The following is an 18362-nucleotide window of genomic DNA, read 5'->3' on the forward strand; positions in this document are numbered from 1 at the left end:
GGCTATTTGGGAGACCCTGGTGCGGCGCGTCGGCCAGTGACCTTCGGGACCATGCCGGTGGTCCAATCGAGGAATTCCGCGTCGTCCGTTCCGCTTCCGCCGGCACCATTCACGACGGCGGGACGCTCTTTGAGTGCCTTCAGGAGGGCCTTCTTCTCCCGGCGGCCTTCCACCAGCTTGTAGAGGACCGGAACCAGCACCAGCGTCAGCAGGGTCGACGAAACCAGGCCGCCGATCACCACGATCGCCAGGGGCCGTGAGATGAACCCGCCGCCGCCGGTGAAGCCGAGAGCCATCGGCGTCAGCGCGAACACGGTGGCCAGCGCCGTCATGAGGATCGGCCGGAGGCGCCGCCGGGCGCCGTGGGTGATGGCGTCCTCGACGCTCATTCCCGCGCGGCCGTCCCGGGGGCTGCGGTACTGGTTGATGAGGTCGATCAGCACGATCGCGTTCGTGACCACGATGCCCACCAGCATCAGCAGCCCGATCAGGGCCGGCAGGCCGAGCGGAACGCCCGTCAGCAGGAGCAACCCGATCGCACCGGTGGCCGCGAACGGCACCGATACCAGCAGGATGAGTGGCTGGATGAGCGACTTGAAGGCCGCCACCATGATCACGTAGACGATCGCGATCGCGGCGAGCAGGGCCAGGCCGAGCTGCCGGAACGACTCCGCCTGCTGCGTGGTGGCGCCGCCGATCACCGCCGTCACGCCCGGGGGAAGCTGCACGGTGTCGAGGCGTTCCTGGACAGCGCTGCTTAACGCGCCCAGGTTGGAGCCCGACGGCGTCACGGTCACCTTGGCCGTGCGCTGGCCGTTGCTGCTGGTCACGGAGAGCGGAACATCCACCTGCTCCACGCTGGCGACGCTGCCCAGCGTGACCGGGCCGGCCGGCGTCGGGAGCTTGATGTCCCGCACCGCCGCGATGCTGGTGAAGCGGGTGCCTTCGCCGACCTGGACCGGGAAGTCGGTGGTGTCGATGCGCACCGTGCCGGCCGGGACCGGCGAGACCGTGGCGGCAAGCACGCCGGCCACCTGTTCTTCGTTGAGGCCGGCGGCCGTCGCCTTGGCCCGGTCCACCTTCACCTGGACCACGGGCTGGCCGGGGACGAGGTTGGTGGCGGTCTCGGAACTGCCGGGGACGCCGTTGAGCGCGTTGAAGACAGCGTCGCCGGCTGTCTGCAGGTCCTGCGGGGTGGCAGCGTTGATCGTCACGTCCACCGTGGAGGAGGCGCCGAAGCCACCCTGCCGCGCACCGACGGTGACCTTGCCCGCGGCGCCGGCTTCGGCCAGCCGTGAGCGGACGGTGTCCTGCAGCTTCTCCTGGGCGGTGTTCTCCTCCGTGACGACCGTGAACGTCGAGGTCGACGCCCCTCCGGAGGTGAGCGCGGCGAGGCCGTTCTGGGCGTTGCCCGAGGTCACCTGGACATCCTTGATGCCCTCGATGCCGTCCAGGACCTGCTCCACCTTGGCGGCGGCTTCGGCGGTTTCGGCCAGGCTGCTGCCGGCCGGAAGGACCTGCCGGACCGTCATGCTGTTCTCGCCGGAGCGTCCCAGCAAATCGGTTGCCAGCAGCGGCGTCATGGCGGCCGTGCCGCCGAGCACCAGCACGGCCGCCACGATCGTCAGCACCGGGTGCTTCTGGGTGGCGGACAGCACCGGCAGGTAGCCGCGCTGCAGGCGGGTGCGCTGCTCGGCCTCATGGGCTTTCGCGGCTGTTTCCTGCGCCGCCTCGGCGCTCCCGGCCGCGGGCGACCTGAGGAACCAGTACGCCAGCACCGGGACGATGGTCAGGGCCACCAGCAGGGAGGCGAGCAGGGCGATCGTCACGGTCAGGGCGAACGGGCGGAACAATTCTCCGGCGAGGTCTCCGACGAAGGCGATGGGCAGGAAGACCGCCACCGTGGTCAGGGTGGAGGCCGTGATGGCGCCGGCCACCTCCCTGATGGAGTTCAGGATGGCGGTGAGCTTGTGTTCGCCGTAGCTCAGGTGGCGTTTGATGTTCTCGATCACCACGATCGAGTCGTCCACCACGCGGCCGATCGCGATGGTGAGCGCGCCCAGGGTGAGGATGTTCAGCGAATACCGCGTGGCCGAAATGCCGATGAAGGTGATCAGCAGGGACAAGGGAATCGATACCGCCGTGACCAGGGTGGAGCGCACGGACAGCAGGAACAGCAGGATGACCAGCACGGCGAAGCCCAGGCCAAGCAGTCCCTCGGTGGTCAGGTCCTTGATCGACTTCTCGATGTACGGAGCCTGGTCGAAGACCGGGGTGAAGCGGGCATTGGAACCCAGCTCCGCGCTCATCTGGCCCAGCGCATCCTTGACGGCATGCGAGATCGCCACGGTGTCGCCCTCGGGCTTTTTCGTCACGGTCAGCGCAAGCGTCTCTTTGCCGTTGGTCCGGGTGATCGAGGTAGCCGGATCGTCCTTGATGCTGACGCCGGCCACGCTGCCGATGGTGGTGCCGGATTTGGCACCGGCAAGCGGCAGCGCCTTGATGGTGTCCAGCGAGTCGACCGGGCTGCCGATCTGCAGGGACAGGGACTTGCCCTGCTCTTCAACGGTCCCCGCCGGGACCAATGCGCCGTTGTTTCGCAGCGCGTCGGACATGGACCCGATCGTGGCGCCCCGGGCGGCCATGGCCGCGGGGTCCGGCTTGATCAGGATGTGCTGGGTGGCGCCGCCGCTGACTTCGGCGCTGCGGACGCCGTCGATCTTCTGCAGCCGCGGCACGCTGAGCCGCAGGAGGTCGGCATTCAGCTCACTGAGCGGCTTGTCCGAGGACACCGCCAGGAAGATGATCGGGAAATCACTCACGTTGCCGGCGAAGGAGCGCGGCTCCACATCATCCGGCAGCGTGCGGCGGGCATTGGAGATGGCCCGGTCGATCTGGTTGCGGGCGCGGTCCAGGTTGGAGCCGTAGCTAAACACCAGGGTGATCTGGGAGACGCCGCTGCGCGAGGTGGACGTACTTGATTCCAGGCCCTCCACACTGTTCAGCGCCGTTTCGAGGGGGCGGCCCAGCTGCTTGTCCACGACTTCCGGGGATGCTCCCGGCATGGAGGTGAGTACCGTGATCTGCGGAAACTCGATCGACGGGATGAGCTCCTGCTTCAGGGAGGACATGGTGATCACGCCGAACACCGCCGCGAAGACGGTGATCAGCGCAATCAGTGCCCTGTTCGCCAGTGAAAGCCTTGCCAGAGCGAACATTGCATCCTCTCCTGGAATCTACGGTTGTTCAGCGTGCGGGCGCCGCCGCAGCCGTGGCAGGAATCAGCTCCGCGTGGCGTCGGCGTTTTCGAGCTGCAGGGATGCCGCGGTGCTTGCCTCGATTTCGGCGGCCAGCTCCGGGTTGTCGTTGAGCTTGACCCCGTAGCCGGGCATCATTTCCTTGAGCTTGGACTGCCAGCCCTTGAAGTTCTTCGGGAAGGTCTTCTGCAGCAGCTCGATCATGATCGGCACGGCGGTGGAGGCTCCGGGGGACGCGCCGAGCAGGGCGCCGATGGAGCCGTCGCGCGCGGCGATGACCTCGGTGCCGAACTGCAGGATGCCGCCCTTCTGCGGGTCCTTCTTGATGATCTGGACGCGCTGGCCGGCCGTGATCAGCTCCCACTTGGACCCGTCGGCTTCGGGGTAGTACTCGCGCAGGGACTCGACCTTCGCGTCGTGGCGCTTGGCCACTTCCTTGATCAGGTAGGCCGTCAGGTCCATGTTGTCCTTGGCCACGGCGAGCATCGGGATGATGTTGCTTGGGCGGATGGACAGCGGCAGGTCCAGGTAGCTGCTGGTCTTGAGGAAGTTCGTGGAGAATCCGGCGTACGGGCCGAAGAGCAGGGAACGCTTGCCGTCCACGTACCGGGTGTCCAGGTGCGGCACGGACATGGGCGGGGCGCCCACGGAGGCCTGGCCGTAGACCTTGGCGCTGTGCTGGAGCGCGGTCTCCTCGTCGGTGCAGCGGAAGAACTGGCCGGACACGGGGAAACCGCCGTAGCCCTTGCTTTCCGGGATCCCGGAGGCCTGCAGCAGGTGCAGGGCGCCGCCGCCGGCGCCGACAAAGACGAACTTGGCGTGGATGCGGCTGCGTTCCCCGGACGCCGGGTACTTGAGCGAAAGGTCCCAGCCGCCGTCGGAGGCTTTGCTGATGTTGCTGACCTCGTGGCCGTAGTTGACCTCGACGCCCGTATTGGCCAGGTACGTGGTCAGCTCGCGGGTCAGTGCGCCGAAGTCGACGTCGGTGCCCTCGGCCGCGCGGGTGGCGGCGACGCGCTGCTTGGGGTCGCGGCCCTTGACGATCAGGGGAGCCCACTTGGCGATCTGGGCCTGGTCTTCCGTGTATTCCATGCTGCGGAAGAGGGTGTTGGGCTTGAGGGCCTCGTAGCGGGTCTTGAGGAAGTCCGCGTGCTTGTCGCCGATGACGAAGCTCATGTGCGGAACGGTGTTGATGAAGCCTTTGGGGGAACCGATCAGGTTGTTGTCCACCAGGTGGGACCAGAACTGGCGGGACAGCTGGAACTGTTCGTTGATGTGCAGCGCCTTGGCGGGGTTCACGGAGCCGTCTTTGGCTGCCGGGGAGTAGTTCAGTTCGCAGAGCGCCGCGTGGCCCGTTCCTGCGTTGTTCCAAGGGCCGGAGCTTTCAAGGCCGGCTTCGTCCAGGCGTTCGAAGAGGGCGATGCTCCAGTTGGGTTCGAGCTGCTTGATGAACGCCCCGAGCGTTGCGCTCATGATTCCGCCGCCAATAAGGACGACGTCGGCGTGTTTGGTCTTGGAAATGAAGGTCACAGTCAATCTCCGATAGCAGCGGCATTGGCTGTCACAGAATATCCCCGCGCCGCCCCATAACTGAAATTGCGGTGGGCCGTCAAGACTTTAGTCGGACGTTCGTGAAAACTTCGTTCAAGACCGGCGATGCAGGGTACTTTTCCACCCGGTCGGACAGTGCCAGGGCCGAGATCGGGAAGGCAATCGGCACGGCCGGGACGGTCGCGGCGATCTGCGCATTGATGGTGTCGTACTGGGCGTTGCGTTCCGGTCCCTCGGGCATGCCGCGGGCGCGGTCGATCTTGGAGAAGACCTGGGAATCGTTGTAGCCGAACTCGCCCCGGCGTTCGCCGAACAACGTGCCCACGAAGTTGTCCGGATCCGAGTAGACGCCGTTCCAGCCCAGCAGGTGCAGGGCATGGTCGCCGGGCGACTGGACCTTCGGCAGGTAGCCGTCCTCCCAATCCACCGGCACCGGTTTGATGTTGAAGCCGACGGCGGTCAGCTGCCTGCTGATTTCGGCGTAGATCTTTTCGGGGGTGGGCAGGTAACTGCGGGTCACGTTGAGCGGGTAGTAGAACTTGAGGGGCTCGCCCTTGTACCCGGCCTTCGCCAGCAACTGCTTGGCCTTGGCGGGATCGTACCCCAGCGCCGGCGCGTTGTTGTTGAAGCCGCTGAGCTTGGGCGGAACGAACTGGGAGGCCTGGGCCGTGTTGTCCATGAAGAACTTCCGGATGAGGCTTTCCTTGTCGATCGCATACTCAATCGCCTGGCGGACCTCGAGTTTCTGCAGGGGAACCACGGCCTGGTTGATGCCGAGGTACATCACCGAGAACGGATCCCGCTGCACGATCTGCATGCCGTGCTTGACCAAGGAATCGAAGGTGCCTGCGGTGACGAGGTCGTAGCCGTCAATCTTGCCGCTCAGCAGTGCGTCGAGCCGGCCCTGCGGATGGTCGAACGGCACGAAGTTCAGGGTGGCGATCTGGCCCCGATCACCCCAGTAGCCGCTATAGCTCTTGAGGGTGATCCTGTCCTTGGCCCAGGCGGAGAAGACGAAGGGGCCGGTGCCCACCGGGTGCGAGGCGTAGGCGGAGACAGCCTGCCCGTCCAGCGTGCGGTCCAGGACGTTGGCCTTCTGCTTCGCCAGCGCCGTGGGGGAGGAGATGGCGAAGGCCGGCAGGGTCAGGGCCTGCAGGAATCCGGTGAAGGGCCGGTTGAGTTTGATCCGCACTGCGTTGGCGCCGGTCGCGGTGCAGCTCTTGAAGATCGAAAGCGACGCGTTGTCCGAGAACGACTTGAAGACACTCTTGAACATGATTCCGGGCGCCTGGTTCCGGATCGCCGGGGTAAAGGTGTACCAGCGGTTGAAGTTGCTGCACACCGCGGCGGCGTTGAACGCGGTGCCGTCGTGGAAGGTGACCTTCTCCCGCAGCTTGAAGTCGTAGCTGAGCCCGTCGTCGCCTGCGGTCCATTCCGTGGCGAGCTGGGGAACGGGCTGGCCGGTGGACGGGTCGACGCCGAGCAGGCCTTCCATGACCTGGCGGGTCACGCGGTAGGTCTCGGAATCGTTGCTCAGGGCCGGATCCAGCCCGAGCGGCATGGCCGGCGTGCCGAAGTTGAAGGTCGCGTCCGGTGCAGCCGGCTTGGACGTGGCCATGGTTCCACTGGACGGCGCGGGCGCCGGGACGCCGGTGCACGAACTCAGGGCCAGGGCAAGAAGGGCCGCGCCGATCTGCAGTTTCATCCGGCGTCGTTTGCTGCTTGCCACTCTTGTCCCCTCAAGGCAGTCGGACGGAACGCGGCCGGACCCCCGTGCAACAGGGGTCCGGCCGTCCACATTGTGCGCAAGGGGGGACTTGAACCCCCACGCCCGAAGGCACAGGAACCTAAATCCTGCGTGTCTGCCAATTTCACCACTCGCGCAAGTGCCGGCGTCGGGAATCGCCAGATCCCGTAGCCGCGCCGGCCTCCATTCTACCCACGCCCGCAGCCGCCGCGGGCCAAGCGGACGCCGGCCCTTATTTGGGGTCGAGCTTGAGGTCCCTGCGGAGCTTGGCGACGTGTCCGGTTGCCCGGACGTTGTACTGGGCCACGGCCACCTTGCCTTCGGGATCCACCACCACCGTGGAGCGGATCAATCCCTGGTAGGTGCGGCCGTAGTTCTTTTTTTCGCCCCAGGCCGCATAGGCGTCGGCCACCTTGTGGTCCTCGTCGGAGAGCAGCGGGAACGTCAGCGACTCCTCGGCCACGAACTTGGCCAGCGCGGGAACGGGATCGGGCGAGATGCCCAGCACCCGGTAGCCGGCCGCCTGCAGGGACGCGAGCGAATCCCGGAAATCGCAGGCCTGCTTGGCGCAGGCCGGGGTCGACGCGGCGGGGTAGAAGTAGACGATCGTGCTGCTGCCACGGAAGGAATCCAGCGCGACATCGTTGCCGTCCTGGTCCTTGAGGGTAAAGGCGGGGGCGGTGTCGCCGGGGGTGAGTCGTTCAGCCATGGGTGCTCCTTGCTTGCGTCGGCGATCACCCAGCTTAGTAATAGCCCGGCCGGGAAACCGAATTGCCGGCAGTCCCTTTTATATACTGGCTGTTATGCCTGACATTGAGCGTTGGCCCACCGGAAGGCTGTTGTCCACAGCGGCACGCCTCGTGGAACACGCATGGAACGAGAAGCTGAGCGGCCTGGGACTGACGCACGCCGGGGTGATCGCCTTGGAAGTCCTTGCGGTGAAAGGCCCCATCACCCAGGTCCTGCTCGCGCAGATTGTCCGGGTCCAGGCTCAGACCATGGGCAAGACCCTGGCACGCCTCGAAGCGCACGGCTACATCGAGAGATCCCGCAGCTCAAGCGACCGGCGCAGCCAGATCGTCAGCCTGAGCGATGAAGGCACGCGGGTGCTCGACAGTGCGGAACGCCTCGAACGGGAGGTGCTGCGTGATTCGCCGGTGGACGCGAACGTCCTCCGTGGAGAGCTCCAGGTCCTGGTGCGTGCCCTGTCCGAACGGCACGCCTCGCCCGAGGTGCATGAAATCGTGACAACGAACGGTTCCGCTTTCCAAGCTGCGGAGACAGCTGCGGGGAGAGCCGGCGCGGACGGCGGCCGCCGGGACTGAAGGCTACTGGTGTTGAAGGGCGGGCCATCCGGAAGGCGGCCCGTCCCGACCGGCCCGGCGTGAACGACCCGCCGGATTTGAAACGAAAGAATCCCGGACCGGCTGACGCCGGTCCGGGATTCTCTTTTGGTGCACCCCCCGGGACTCGAACCCGGAACCCATTGATTAAGAGTCAATTGCTCTGCCAGTTGAGCTAGAGGTGCATTCAGTTGTGGTGTTCAACCCAAAGAAATAACCCTTGAACGCCATTGCCGCTCAAGGGCCCTTCCCTTGGTGCACCCCCCGGGACTCGAACCCGGAACCCATTGATTAAGAGTCAATTGCTCTGCCAGTTGAGCTAGAGGTGCTTGTCGTTTTCGACCGCTGGAATGGAGTATTTCCTTTTCCGTTGATCTCCGCAACGACATGTAACTCTACACGAGACCCGGGCAAAGTGCGAAATCGGCCGGGGGCGTTTTGCGCGGCCTAGCGGGGGAGCCTGAGCAGCAGGGCAAAATCGGGGTTCCGGTTGTTGCTCAACACCCAAAGCATTCCGTCCGGGGCCAGCGAAACGTCCCGGAGGCGGCCGTATTCGCCCGTGAAATAAGCCACAGGAGTGCCGGCCTGTTCGCCGTCCAGCGGGACGGCCCACAACCGTTGCCCGCGGAGCGCGGCCGTGTATGCCACTCCGTCCACGATTTCGAGCCCGCTGGGGGAGGCGTCGGCTGTTGACGGCCAGACGGCTTTGGCGTCGATGAAGCCCTCGCGGCCCGGAGCGCCGGTGACATCGGGCCAGCCGTAGTTCCCGCCGGGACGGATCAGGTTCAGTTCGTCGTCGACGTCGGGCCCGAACTCGCTCGCCCAGAGCCGGCCGTCTTCGTCCCAGGCCAGTCCCTGGACGTTCCGGTGGCCGTAGCTGTATACCGGATTGTCGCCGAAGGGATTGCCGGGGGCCGGTGCCCCGTCGGCCGTGAGGCGGAGGATCTTCCCGCCGAGCGCATTCGGGTCCTGCGGCTGACCACGCCGCTGCGAATCTCCGGTGCCCACGTAAAGGAAGCCGTCGGGGCCGAAGCGGATTCGGCCGCCGTTGTGGGTGGAAGCCTTGGGGATCCCGCTGAAAACCACCGTGGGCTCGCCCAGGCTGAGCCTGCCGTCCCCGCCGGCCGCCAGCCTCGCCCGCGCGATCCTGTTGTCCGAGTCGGCAGTGTAATAGAAGTACAGCAGCCGGTCCTGGGCAAAGTGCGGGGACAGCGCCAGCCCCATGAGGCCGCCTTCGCCGCCTGGCACGACGCCGGGAACTTCGCCGATTGTGCTTGCCTCACCGTTCCGCACGGACTTCAGGAGCCGGGAGTCCCGTTCCGAGATGACGGCGGTGCCGTCCGCCAGGAAGACCACGGACCAGGGAATGTCCAAGCCGAGGTCGAGTTTTTCCTGGAGCGCGGGCGCCTGAAGCGCCGGCGATGTGCCTGCCGACGGCGTGCCGGACGACTTACCAGGCGATGACGGGGCCGGACTGCCGGCGGGGGAGGAGCCCGGCGTTGCCGGGGTCGGTCCCGGCGGTTTGCCCGTGCAGGCGCTGATCATGGTGCAGGCTGCGATCAAGGCACCACCGGAGAGCACCATAAGCAGGGATCTGGACGTTGCACCCCGGAGTCCCGCGGCCCGGCGCCGCCGCCGGGACCGTGCCTCCGGTCTCCACCCCGCCACGGTTCCTCCTCGCTTCCCGCGGTGCCTCAGTAGCGCTCGCGGCGCGGCGGGCGGAAACCTGCAGCCTCTGCGTGTGCCGCCGAAAGGAACCAGACGGATGCCTGCGCCTCCTCGTAGGCAGGCATGTCCTCGTCGTAGTAGGTCATGGTGCCGGCGTCGGCCTTCACCGGGAAGTCCGCGGGGCCGCTGCCATCGGGGCCCGCCGCGGCCGAACCCTCCCCGTAAGGCTGGCCTGCCGCCAGGTGCCCGCCGGCGGGCGGGGCGTCTTCCGCGGCCGGCGTCGGCATCGCCCCTTCAGCCTGTGCTGCGGCCTCGGAGGCTTCGTCTTCCTCGCCGGCCGCGGTTTCGGCGCCGGGCAGGGTCGGGGCGTGCGGCCCCGTGTACTCCGGGTGATGCGCCGGGGCCTGGCGCGGCGGCGCCTCGGTCCAGGTGGCTTCCCATTCCGCCTTGTCGGCCGCTGCGTCGGACGCAGCCCGGTCGTCCGCCCCGGTGAGCGGACCGGCGTCGGCGGCAGTGACATCGTCGGCCGTCACGCCCTCGACAGGAGCGTCAGTTACTTCGACGGAGGCGTCCGCCGCGGACGGCGACTCCCGGGGAACGTCTTCATTCAGGACCGGTTCCGCCGTCACGGGCTCCGCAAGTGCCGGTTCGTCGACAGGCTCCACCACGGCTTCCGCCACCGGCTCCGCGGACGTGGCGCCCGCGGCGGGCGCGGTTCCTCCGACCGCTGCGTCCTCCCAGTCGTCCACGTCGCCGCCGCCGGGTTCCGCGGCGGCAGGCTCCGGAGCGGGCGTCGGTACGGGAGCTGCCGGTTCCGCAACCGGGGGCACAGGCACCGGCGCGGGGGCGGCGGTGCCGGCGAGCCCGGCCGCGGTATCCATGCGAGGAGAGCCGGCCGAGGCCGGCGGCGCTGTATCGGCAGGGGAGGAAGTGCCGGCGGGTGCGGAAGCGGAACCCCTTCGGCTCAACAGCCACCACGCCACCCCGACGACGAGCACTATGACGATGACCCAGATCAACCAATCCACGGCAGAAGCCCTCCTGTTTGAGCGGTGCACTTGTCAGGCTTGACGTTACGGCGGCCCCCGGAGGGTGTCCAGCAACAGGAGGCCCCGGTGTCCCGGCATCCGGGCCCATTTTTGCCGGGGCGGCATGGGTAGTGGCCCGGTCTGCGGAGCCCTAGACTTTGGCCCATGACTGACCACACCCAAAATGCGCCAGGCAACACACCAGACATCAAGCCACGCAGCCGGGTCGTGACGGAGGGCATCCACGCCGCCCCGGCGCGTGGCATGTTCCGGGCCGTGGGCATGGGCGATGACGACTTCGCCAAGCCCCAGATCGGCGTCGCGAGCTCGTGGAACGAAATCACCCCCTGCAACCTCTCGCTGAACCGCCTTGCCCAGGGCGCCAAGGAAGGCGTCCACGCCGGCGGCGGATTCCCCATGCAGTTCGGCACCATTTCCGTCTCCGACGGCATTTCCATGGGCCACGAGGGCATGCACTTCTCCCTGGTGTCCCGCGAAGTCATCGCCGACTCCGTGGAGACCGTCATGCAGGCCGAGCGCATCGACGGTTCCGTGCTCCTGGCCGGCTGCGACAAGTCGCTTCCGGGCATGCTGATGGCCGCCGCCCGCCTGGACCTCGCCAGCGTCTTCCTCTATGCCGGCTCCATCATGCCCGGCTGGGTCAGGCTCGAGGACGGCTCCGAGAAGGAAGTCACCCTGATCGATGCGTTCGAGGCCGTCGGCGCCTGCGCGGCCGGCAAGATGAGCATGGAAGACCTCACACGTATCGAGAAGGCCATCTGTCCCGGCGAAGGCGCCTGTGGCGGCATGTACACGGCGAACACCATGGCCTGCATCGGCGAGGCCCTTGGCATGTCCCTTCCCGGCTCCGCCGCGCCGCCCTCGGCAGACCGCCGTCGTGATGACTTCGCCCGGAAGTCCGGCGAGGCAGTGGTGAACCTGCTGCGGCTCGGCATCACGGCGCGCGACATCATGACCAAGAAGGCCTTCGAGAACGCCATCGCCGTGACCATGGCCTTCGGCGGCTCCACCAATGCGGTGCTGCACCTGCTCGCCATTGCCCGGGAAGCCGGCGTCGAGCTGACCCTGGACGACTTCAACCGCGTCGGCGACCAGGTCCCGCACCTGGGCGACCTGAAGCCGTTCGGCCGCTACGTCATGACGGACGTCGACAGGATCGGCGGCGTGCCGGTCATCATGAAGGCACTGCTCGACGCCGGGCTGATCCACGGCGACTGCCTCACCGTCACCGGCAAGACCGTCGCCGAGAACCTCGAGGCGATCAACCCGCCGGACGTGGACGGCAAGATCCTGCGCGCGCTGGACAATCCCATCCACAAGACCGGCGGCATCACCATCCTGCACGGCTCGCTGGCCCCGGAAGGCGCGGTTGTCAAGAGCGCCGGCTTTGACGCCGACGTCTTCGAAGGCACCGCCCGCGTGTTCGAGCGCGAGCAAGGTGCACTGGACGCACTGGACAACGGACAGATCGAAAAGGGCGATGTTGTCGTCATCCGCTACGAAGGCCCCAAGGGCGGGCCGGGCATGCGGGAGATGCTCGCCATCACCGGCGCCATCAAGGGTGCGGGCCTGGGCAAGGACGTCCTGTTGCTCACCGACGGCCGTTTCTCCGGCGGCACCACCGGCCTGTGCATCGGACACGTCGCCCCGGAAGCAGTCGACGGCGGCCCCATCGCCTTCGTCCGGGACGGTGACCGGATCCGGGTCGACATCGCCGCGCGCACCTTCGACCTGTTGGTCGATGACGCCGAGCTCGAGGCCCGCAAGGCCGGCTGGGAGCCGCTGCCCGCGAAGTTCACCAAGGGCGTCCTTGCGAAGTATGCCAAGCTCGTGCACAGCGCGTCCACCGGCGCGTACTGCGGTTGATGGGATCCCGGCCCAACTGGATCGCAATAGATGTCGCTTTGACACCCCATAACGACATCAACTGCGATCCAGTTGGGGAGGGGTCCGCAAAATGGACTTTGACGTCCAAATAGTGAGATGAGCTTTGTCCCGTTTGACACCTCTCTCACAAAGAGGGAAAACTGAACGCATGATCGCAACTGTCACCGGCACCGTCGTCGTACTTAGCAAGCGCGTGGCTTACTAAGCCGGCCGGCAACGATCTGTCACGCGCAACCCCTCGAAGAGCCGTAAGGCTGAGGGGTTTTTTTATTGCCGACGGCAGAACGAACCGTGATCGCACGCAGTATCCCAGCAGTACCTTTCACTAACTGAAGATCCCCAAAGGAAGAGTCCGATGAGCAAAGGATCGCCGATCAGCCCCTCGCTGATGGCTGCAAAGTCCGCTGGAGCCCCCAAGGCTCCGGAAAAAGTCGACCGTGCCACTGACGCCGTCGTCGACAATGCTGCAACTCTCTCTCCTGTCCTCGGGCCGAACAACGTTGTACCCCCAACGGTGATGACCGGCTCGGAAGCTATTGTCCGCTCGCTCGAAGAACTCGGCGTCGACGATATTTTTGGTTTGCCCGGTGGCGCGATCCTGCCCACCTACGACCCCTTGATGGCCTCCAAGATGAATCACGTCCTGGTCCGTCACGAACAGGGAGCCGGCCACGCAGCCCAAGGCTACGCCATGGTCACCGGACGGGTGGGCGTCTGCATCGCCACCTCCGGCCCCGGTGCCACCAACCTCGTTACCGCCATCATGGATGCCCACATGGACTCCGTGCCCCTCGTTGCCATCACCGGCCAGGTTTCGGCAGCCGTCATCGGCACCGACGCCTTCCAGGAAGCGGACATCGTGGGCATCACCATGCCGATCACCAAGCACTCCTTCCTGGTGACCGACCCCGAAGACATCCCGCACGTGATGGCCGAAGCCTTCCACCTCGCATCCACCGGCCGTCCCGGCCCGGTGCTGGTGGACATCGCCAAGAACGCCCAGGTGGGCAACATGACCTTCTCCTGGCCGCCGAAGGTGGACCTGCCGGGCTACCGTCCGGTGGTCCGCGGCCACAACAAGCAGGTCCGTGAAGCGGCCCGGCTCATCGCCGAGTCCCGGAAGCCTGTGCTCTACGTCGGCGGCGGCGTGGTCAAGGGCCACGCCTCGGCCGAACTGCTCGAACTCGCCGAACTGACCGGCGCCCCTGTGGTCACCACGCTGATGGCCAAGGGTTCCTTCCCGGACTCGCACGCCCAGCACGTGGGCATGCCCGGCATGCACGGCTCGGTCTCGGCCGTCACCGCGCTGCAGCAGGCGGACCTCCTGATCACCCTGGGCGCGCGTTTCGATGACCGCGTGACCGGCGTGCTGAGCACCTTCGCGCCGAACGCGAAGGTCATCCACGCCGACATCGACCCCGCGGAAATCTCCAAGAACCGCGTGGCGGACGTCCCGATCGTGGGTTCGGTCAAGGAGATCATCCCGGAACTGACCGAAGCGGTGCGCAACCAGTTCGGCCAGTCCGGCACCCCGGACCTCGCCTCCTGGTGGTCGTTCCTGAACAACCTGCGCGACACCTACCCGCTGGGCTGGACGGAGCCGGAAGACGGACTCACCGCCCCGCAGCGCGTCATTGAACGTATCGGTGCCCTGACCGGTCCCGAGGGAATCTACGTGGCGGGCGTCGGCCAGCACCAGATGTGGGCTGCCCAGTTCATCAAGTACGAGCGCCCGCATGCCTGGCTCAACTCCGGCGGCGCCGGAACCATGGGCTACGCCGTTCCGGCGGCCATGGGTGCGAAGGTCGGCGAGCCGGACCGCGTGGTCTGGGCGATCGACGGCGACGGCTGCTTCCAGATGACCAACCAGGAACTGGCCACCTGCGCGATCAACAAGATCCCGATCAAGGTGGCGATCATCAACAACTCCTCGCTGGGCATGGTGCGCCAGTGGCAGACCCTCTTCTACGACGGCCGCTACTCGAACACCGACCTGCACACCGGCCACGAGACGGTCCGCATCCCGGACTTCGTCAAGCTCGCCGACGCCTACGGCTGCGCCGCGCTGCGCTGCGAACGCGACGAGGACATCGACGCCACCATCCAGAAGGCACTGGAGATCAACGACCGTCCCGTGGTCATCGACTTCGTGGTCAGCCCGAACTCCATGGTGTGGCCGATGGTCCCCGCCGGTGTGTCGAACGACCAGATCCAGGTAGCCCGCAACATGACCCCGGAATGGGAAGAGGAGGACTAAGCATGAGCCGCCACACACTGTCCGTTCTGGTCGAAGACAAGCCCGGCGTGCTGACCCGCGTGGCCAGCCTCTTCGCCCGGCGCGCCTTCAACATCAACTCCCTTGCCGTGGGACCCACCGAGGTCACCGGCATCTCCCGGATGACCGTCGTCGTCGACGCCGACGGCGAGCTCATCGAGCAGGTCACCAAGCAGCTGAACAAACTGATCAACGTGATCAAGATTGTCGAGCTGACTTCCGAATCTTCCGTACAGCGCGACCACATCCTGGTCAAGGTACGTGCGGATGCCGCAACACGTCTGCAGGTTACCCAGGCTGCAGACCTGTTCCGTGCCTCCGTGGTCGACGTGTCCACCGACTCGTTGGTCATCGAAGCAACCGGTCACCCCGAGAAGCTCACGGCACTGCTGTCAGTGCTGGAGCCGTTCGGCATCCGTGAAATTGTGCAGTCCGGCACGTTGGCCGTTGGACGGGGATCCCGCTCCATGAGTGACAGGGCACTGCGTTCCGCCTAGGCGCCGCCTCGCGGGCACGGCTGCCCTACCGCAGCACCACCGAATTACATCTCCAAGAAACCACTCAAGAGGAGTTACGCAAGTGACTGAAATGTTCTACGACGACGACGCCGATCTGTCGATCATCCAGGGCCGCAAGGTTGCCATTGTCGGCTACGGCTCGCAGGGCCACGCCCACGCCCAGAACCTGCGCGATTCCGGCGTCGAGGTTGTCATCGCGCTGAAGGAAGGCTCGAAGTCCATCGCCAAGGCCGAGGACGCCGGCTTCACTGTCAAGAACGTTGCCGACGCCGCCGAATGGGCCGACGTCATCATGATCCTGGCGCCGGACCAGCACCAGCGCTCCATCTTCAACGAGTCCATCAAGGACAAGCTGACCCCGGGCAAGGCCCTCGCCTTCGCCCACGGCTTCAACATCCGCTTCGGCTACATCGAGGCACCGGAAGGCGTTGACGTCATCCTGATCGCCCCGAAGGCTCCGGGCCACACCGTGCGCCGCGAATTCGAAGCCGGCCGCGGCATCCCGGACATCATCGCCGTGGAGCAGGACGCATCCGGTTCCGCCTGGGAACTGGCCAAGTCCTACGCCAAGGCCATCGGCGGCACCCGCGCCGGCGTCATCAAGACCACCTTCACCGAAGAGACCGAAACCGACCTCTTCGGCGAGCAGGCTGTCCTCTGCGGCGGCGTGTCCCAGCTGATCCAGTACGGCTTCGAGACCCTGACCGAAGCCGGCTACCAGCCGCAGATCGCCTACTTCGAGGTGCTCCACGAGCTCAAGCTCATCGTTGACCTCATGTGGGAAGGCGGCATCGCCAAGCAGCGCTGGAGCGTTTCCGACACCGCCGAGTACGGCGACTACGTCTCCGGCCCGCGCGTCATCACCCCCGAGGTGAAGGAAAACATGAAGGCCGTCCTCGCCGACGTCCAGTCCGGTGCCTTCGCAAAGCGCTTCATCGACGACCAGGACAACGGCGCCGTCGAGTTCAAGGAACTGCGCGCCAAGGCCGAATCGCACCCGATCGAGGCCGTCGGCCGCGAGCTGCGTTCGCTGTTCTCCTGGCAGCAGCAGGACGCCGACTACGTCGAAGGCTCCGCAGCCCGCTAGCATGCACAAGCGCCCGTCCGGCCACCAGGCCGGGCGGGCGCTTTTGCGTCCCCGTTCGTTTGCCCCGCCGGTCCGGCCGCGCAAACGTGAGTTTGTTCACAAGCAGCCCGCGGCGTGCGTAACATCGAACCCGGGCACCGGAAACACCGTCGGGGAACGATATTCTGGGCGGGGTCCGGTTCTCAGTCCGGGCCACGCATCCGCTCCTTGTCCACAGTCCTGTCCAAAGTAAGGTGCCACCCCGTGTCAGACACGAAGCCCGTCGTCCTCATCGCCGAGGAACTCTCGCCCGCAACGATCGAGGCCCTCGGCCCCGACTTCGAAATCCGCCAGGTCGACGGTTCTGACAGGTCCGCGCTCCTGCCGGCCATTGCCGACGTCGACGCCATCCTGGTCCGCTCGGCAACCCAGGTGGACGCGGAAGCGGTTGCTGCCGCCAAGAACCTCAAGGTCATCGCCCGCGCCGGCGTGGGACTGGACAACGTCGACATCAAGTCCGCCACCCAGGCCGGCGTCATGGTGGTCAACGCGCCGACGTCGAACATCGTCTCCGCGGCCGAACTCACCGTGGGCCACATCCTGAGCCTGGCCCGCCACATCCCGCAGGCCAGCGCCGCACTCAAGGGCGGCGAGTGGAAGCGTTCCAAGTACACCGGCATCGAGCTGTTCGAAAAGAAGATCGGCATCATCGGGCTCGGCCGCATCGGCGCCCTGGTTGCCGCCCGCCTGCAGGGCTTCGACACCGAGATCCTCGCGTACGACCCCTACATCACCTCCGCCCGGGCCGCCCAGCTCGGCGTCAAGCTCGTCACCCTGGACGAACTGCTGGAGCAGGCAGACTTCATCACCATCCACATGCCCAAGACCCCCGAGACCGTGGGCATGCTCGGCGCCGACGCCTTCCGCAAGATGAAGGAATCCGCGTACGTCATCAACGTCGCCCGCGGCGGCCTGGTGGACGAGGAAGCCCTCTACGTCGCCCTGAAGGAAGGCCAGATCGCCGGTGCCGGCGTCGACGTCTTCTCCAAGGAACCCAGCACCGACCTGCCGTTCTTCGAACTGGACAACGTCGTGGTCACCCCGCACCTCGGCGCGTCGACCGACGAAGCCCAGGAAAAGGCCGGCGTCTCCGTGGCCAAGTCGGTCCGCCTCGCCCTCGCCGGTGAACTGGTGCCCGACGCCGTGAACGTCGCGGGCGGCGTCATCGCCCCCGACGTGCGCCCCGGCATCCCGCTGATCGAAAAGCTCGGCCGGATCTTCACCGCCCTGACCCACGACTCCCTGACCCAGATCGACGTCGAGGTTGCCGGCGAGATCTCCAGCCTGGACGTCAAGGTCCTCGAACTGGCCGCCCTGAAGGGTGTCTTCGCGGACGTTGTCACCGAGCAGGTCTCCTACGTCAACGCCCCGGTGATCGCCGAGCAGCGCGGCATCAACACCCGCCTGATCACCACCTCCGAAGCCGAGGACTACCGCAACGTCCTGACCCTGCGCGGCGCCCTGAGCGACGGCTCGCAGATCTCCGTGGCCGGCACCCTGACCGGTCCCAAGCAGGTCGAGAAGCTGGTGGGCGTCAACGGCTACGACGTCGAAATCCCGATCACCGAGCACCTCGTGGTGGTTGCCTACCAGGACCGTCCGGGCGTCATCGGCACCATCGGCCACATCCTGGGCATGAACAACATCAACATTGGCGGCATGCAGGTGGCACGCCAGTCCGAAGGCGGCCAGGTCCTCGCCCTGCTGACCATCGACAGCTCGGTGCCGCAGCAGGTCCTGGACGCCATCAAGGCCGGGATCGGCGCCGACATGGTCCGCGAAGTGGACCTGGAAGATTAAGTTTCCCTGACACGGGGTTACGCGCCGGAGCCACAGGCTTCGGCGCGTAGCCGTGGCCGGTCTGCATACAATGGCTTGGTCCGACTTTCGGACCCGGCGGCAGGCCGGCCACTACTTTTCGAACAGTAAACGCAGGACAAC

The 18362-nt window shown here is 66.4% G+C and carries 12 protein-coding genes and 3 tRNA genes; 6 read left to right on the forward strand and 9 right to left on the reverse strand.

Translation table 11 applies throughout. The features are described 5' to 3' along the window. Window positions 1-2 precede the first annotated feature (2 nt). The 5 genes from BLP88_RS13540 to bcp form a co-directional block, all read right to left on the reverse strand. A complete protein-coding gene (locus BLP88_RS13540; protein ID WP_074589977.1) occupies window positions 3-3218 on the reverse strand; it encodes an efflux RND transporter permease subunit in 3216 nt (1071 codons plus the stop codon). Between the two features lie 63 nt (window positions 3219-3281). Then, a complete protein-coding gene (locus BLP88_RS13545; protein WP_074589979.1) occupies window positions 3282-4787 on the reverse strand; it encodes a malate:quinone oxidoreductase in 1506 nt (501 codons plus the stop codon). A gap of 79 nt (window positions 4788-4866) precedes the next feature. Continuing rightward, window positions 4867-6513: an ABC transporter substrate-binding protein gene (locus BLP88_RS13550; RefSeq protein WP_175453555.1), complete on the reverse strand. Its 1647-nt coding sequence runs from the start codon at window positions 6511-6513 to the stop codon at window positions 4867-4869. Between the two features lie 97 nt (window positions 6514-6610). Beyond that, window positions 6611-6692: transfer RNA gene (locus tag BLP88_RS13555), tRNA-Leu, on the reverse strand. Between the two features lie 95 nt (window positions 6693-6787). Beyond that, window positions 6788-7264, reverse strand: a complete 477-nt coding sequence (gene bcp, locus BLP88_RS13560) for a thioredoxin-dependent thiol peroxidase (RefSeq protein ID WP_074589980.1) — start codon at window positions 7262-7264, stop codon at window positions 6788-6790. A gap of 94 nt (window positions 7265-7358) precedes the next feature. On the opposite strand from bcp, the gene BLP88_RS13565 reads away from it, so the two are divergent. After that, entirely contained in the window at window positions 7359-7880 is a 522-nt protein-coding gene (locus BLP88_RS13565) for a MarR family winged helix-turn-helix transcriptional regulator (RefSeq protein ID WP_084111196.1), read from the forward strand. A gap of 127 nt (window positions 7881-8007) precedes the next feature. Here the strand turns inward: BLP88_RS13565 and BLP88_RS13570 are convergent. The 4 genes from BLP88_RS13570 to BLP88_RS13585 form a co-directional block, all read right to left on the reverse strand. Continuing rightward, a tRNA-Lys gene (locus BLP88_RS13570) sits at window positions 8008-8083 on the reverse strand. Between the two features lie 68 nt (window positions 8084-8151). Further along, window positions 8152-8227: transfer RNA gene (locus BLP88_RS13575), tRNA-Lys, on the reverse strand. A gap of 118 nt (window positions 8228-8345) precedes the next feature. Further along, window positions 8346-9482 carry a PQQ-dependent sugar dehydrogenase gene (locus BLP88_RS13580; protein ID WP_074589984.1) on the reverse strand — a complete coding sequence of 379 codons (1137 nt, stop codon included), beginning with the start codon at window positions 9480-9482 and terminating at the stop codon, window positions 8346-8348. Window positions 9483-9592: 110 nt separating this feature from the next. Next, window positions 9593-10594 carry a sunset domain-containing protein gene (locus BLP88_RS13585; protein ID WP_084111199.1) on the reverse strand — a complete coding sequence of 334 codons (1002 nt, stop codon included), beginning with the start codon at window positions 10592-10594 and terminating at the stop codon, window positions 9593-9595. 165 nt (window positions 10595-10759) lie between these two features. On the opposite strand from BLP88_RS13585, the gene ilvD reads away from it, so the two are divergent. The 5 genes from ilvD (at window position 10760) to serA (ending at window position 18221) form a co-directional block, all read left to right on the forward strand. Continuing rightward, the gene (gene ilvD, locus BLP88_RS13590; RefSeq protein WP_074589988.1) at window positions 10760-12481 is read left to right on the forward strand and encodes a dihydroxy-acid dehydratase; all 1722 of its coding nucleotides are present in this window, start codon (window positions 10760-10762) and stop codon (window positions 12479-12481) included. 376 nt (window positions 12482-12857) lie between these two features. After that, complete coding sequence (locus BLP88_RS13595; protein ID WP_074589989.1) at window positions 12858-14759, forward strand: acetolactate synthase large subunit; 1902 nt, start codon at window positions 12858-12860, stop codon at window positions 14757-14759. A gap of 2 nt (window positions 14760-14761) precedes the next feature. After that, window positions 14762-15274 carry an acetolactate synthase small subunit gene (ilvN, locus tag BLP88_RS13600; RefSeq protein WP_074589991.1) on the forward strand — a complete coding sequence of 171 codons (513 nt, stop codon included), beginning with the start codon at window positions 14762-14764 and terminating at the stop codon, window positions 15272-15274. A gap of 82 nt (window positions 15275-15356) precedes the next feature. Next, window positions 15357-16382 carry a ketol-acid reductoisomerase gene (ilvC, locus tag BLP88_RS13605; RefSeq protein WP_245679868.1) on the forward strand — a complete coding sequence of 342 codons (1026 nt, stop codon included), beginning with the start codon at window positions 15357-15359 and terminating at the stop codon, window positions 16380-16382. A gap of 243 nt (window positions 16383-16625) precedes the next feature. Continuing rightward, on the forward strand, window positions 16626-18221 hold the full coding sequence (serA, locus tag BLP88_RS13610) for a phosphoglycerate dehydrogenase (RefSeq protein WP_074589993.1): 1596 nt from the start codon (window positions 16626-16628) through the stop codon (window positions 18219-18221). Window positions 18222-18362 lie beyond the last annotated feature (141 nt).

This window comes from Arthrobacter cupressi, from assembly GCF_900099975.1.
Taxonomy (GTDB): Bacteria; Actinomycetota; Actinomycetes; order Actinomycetales; family Micrococcaceae; genus Arthrobacter; species Arthrobacter cupressi.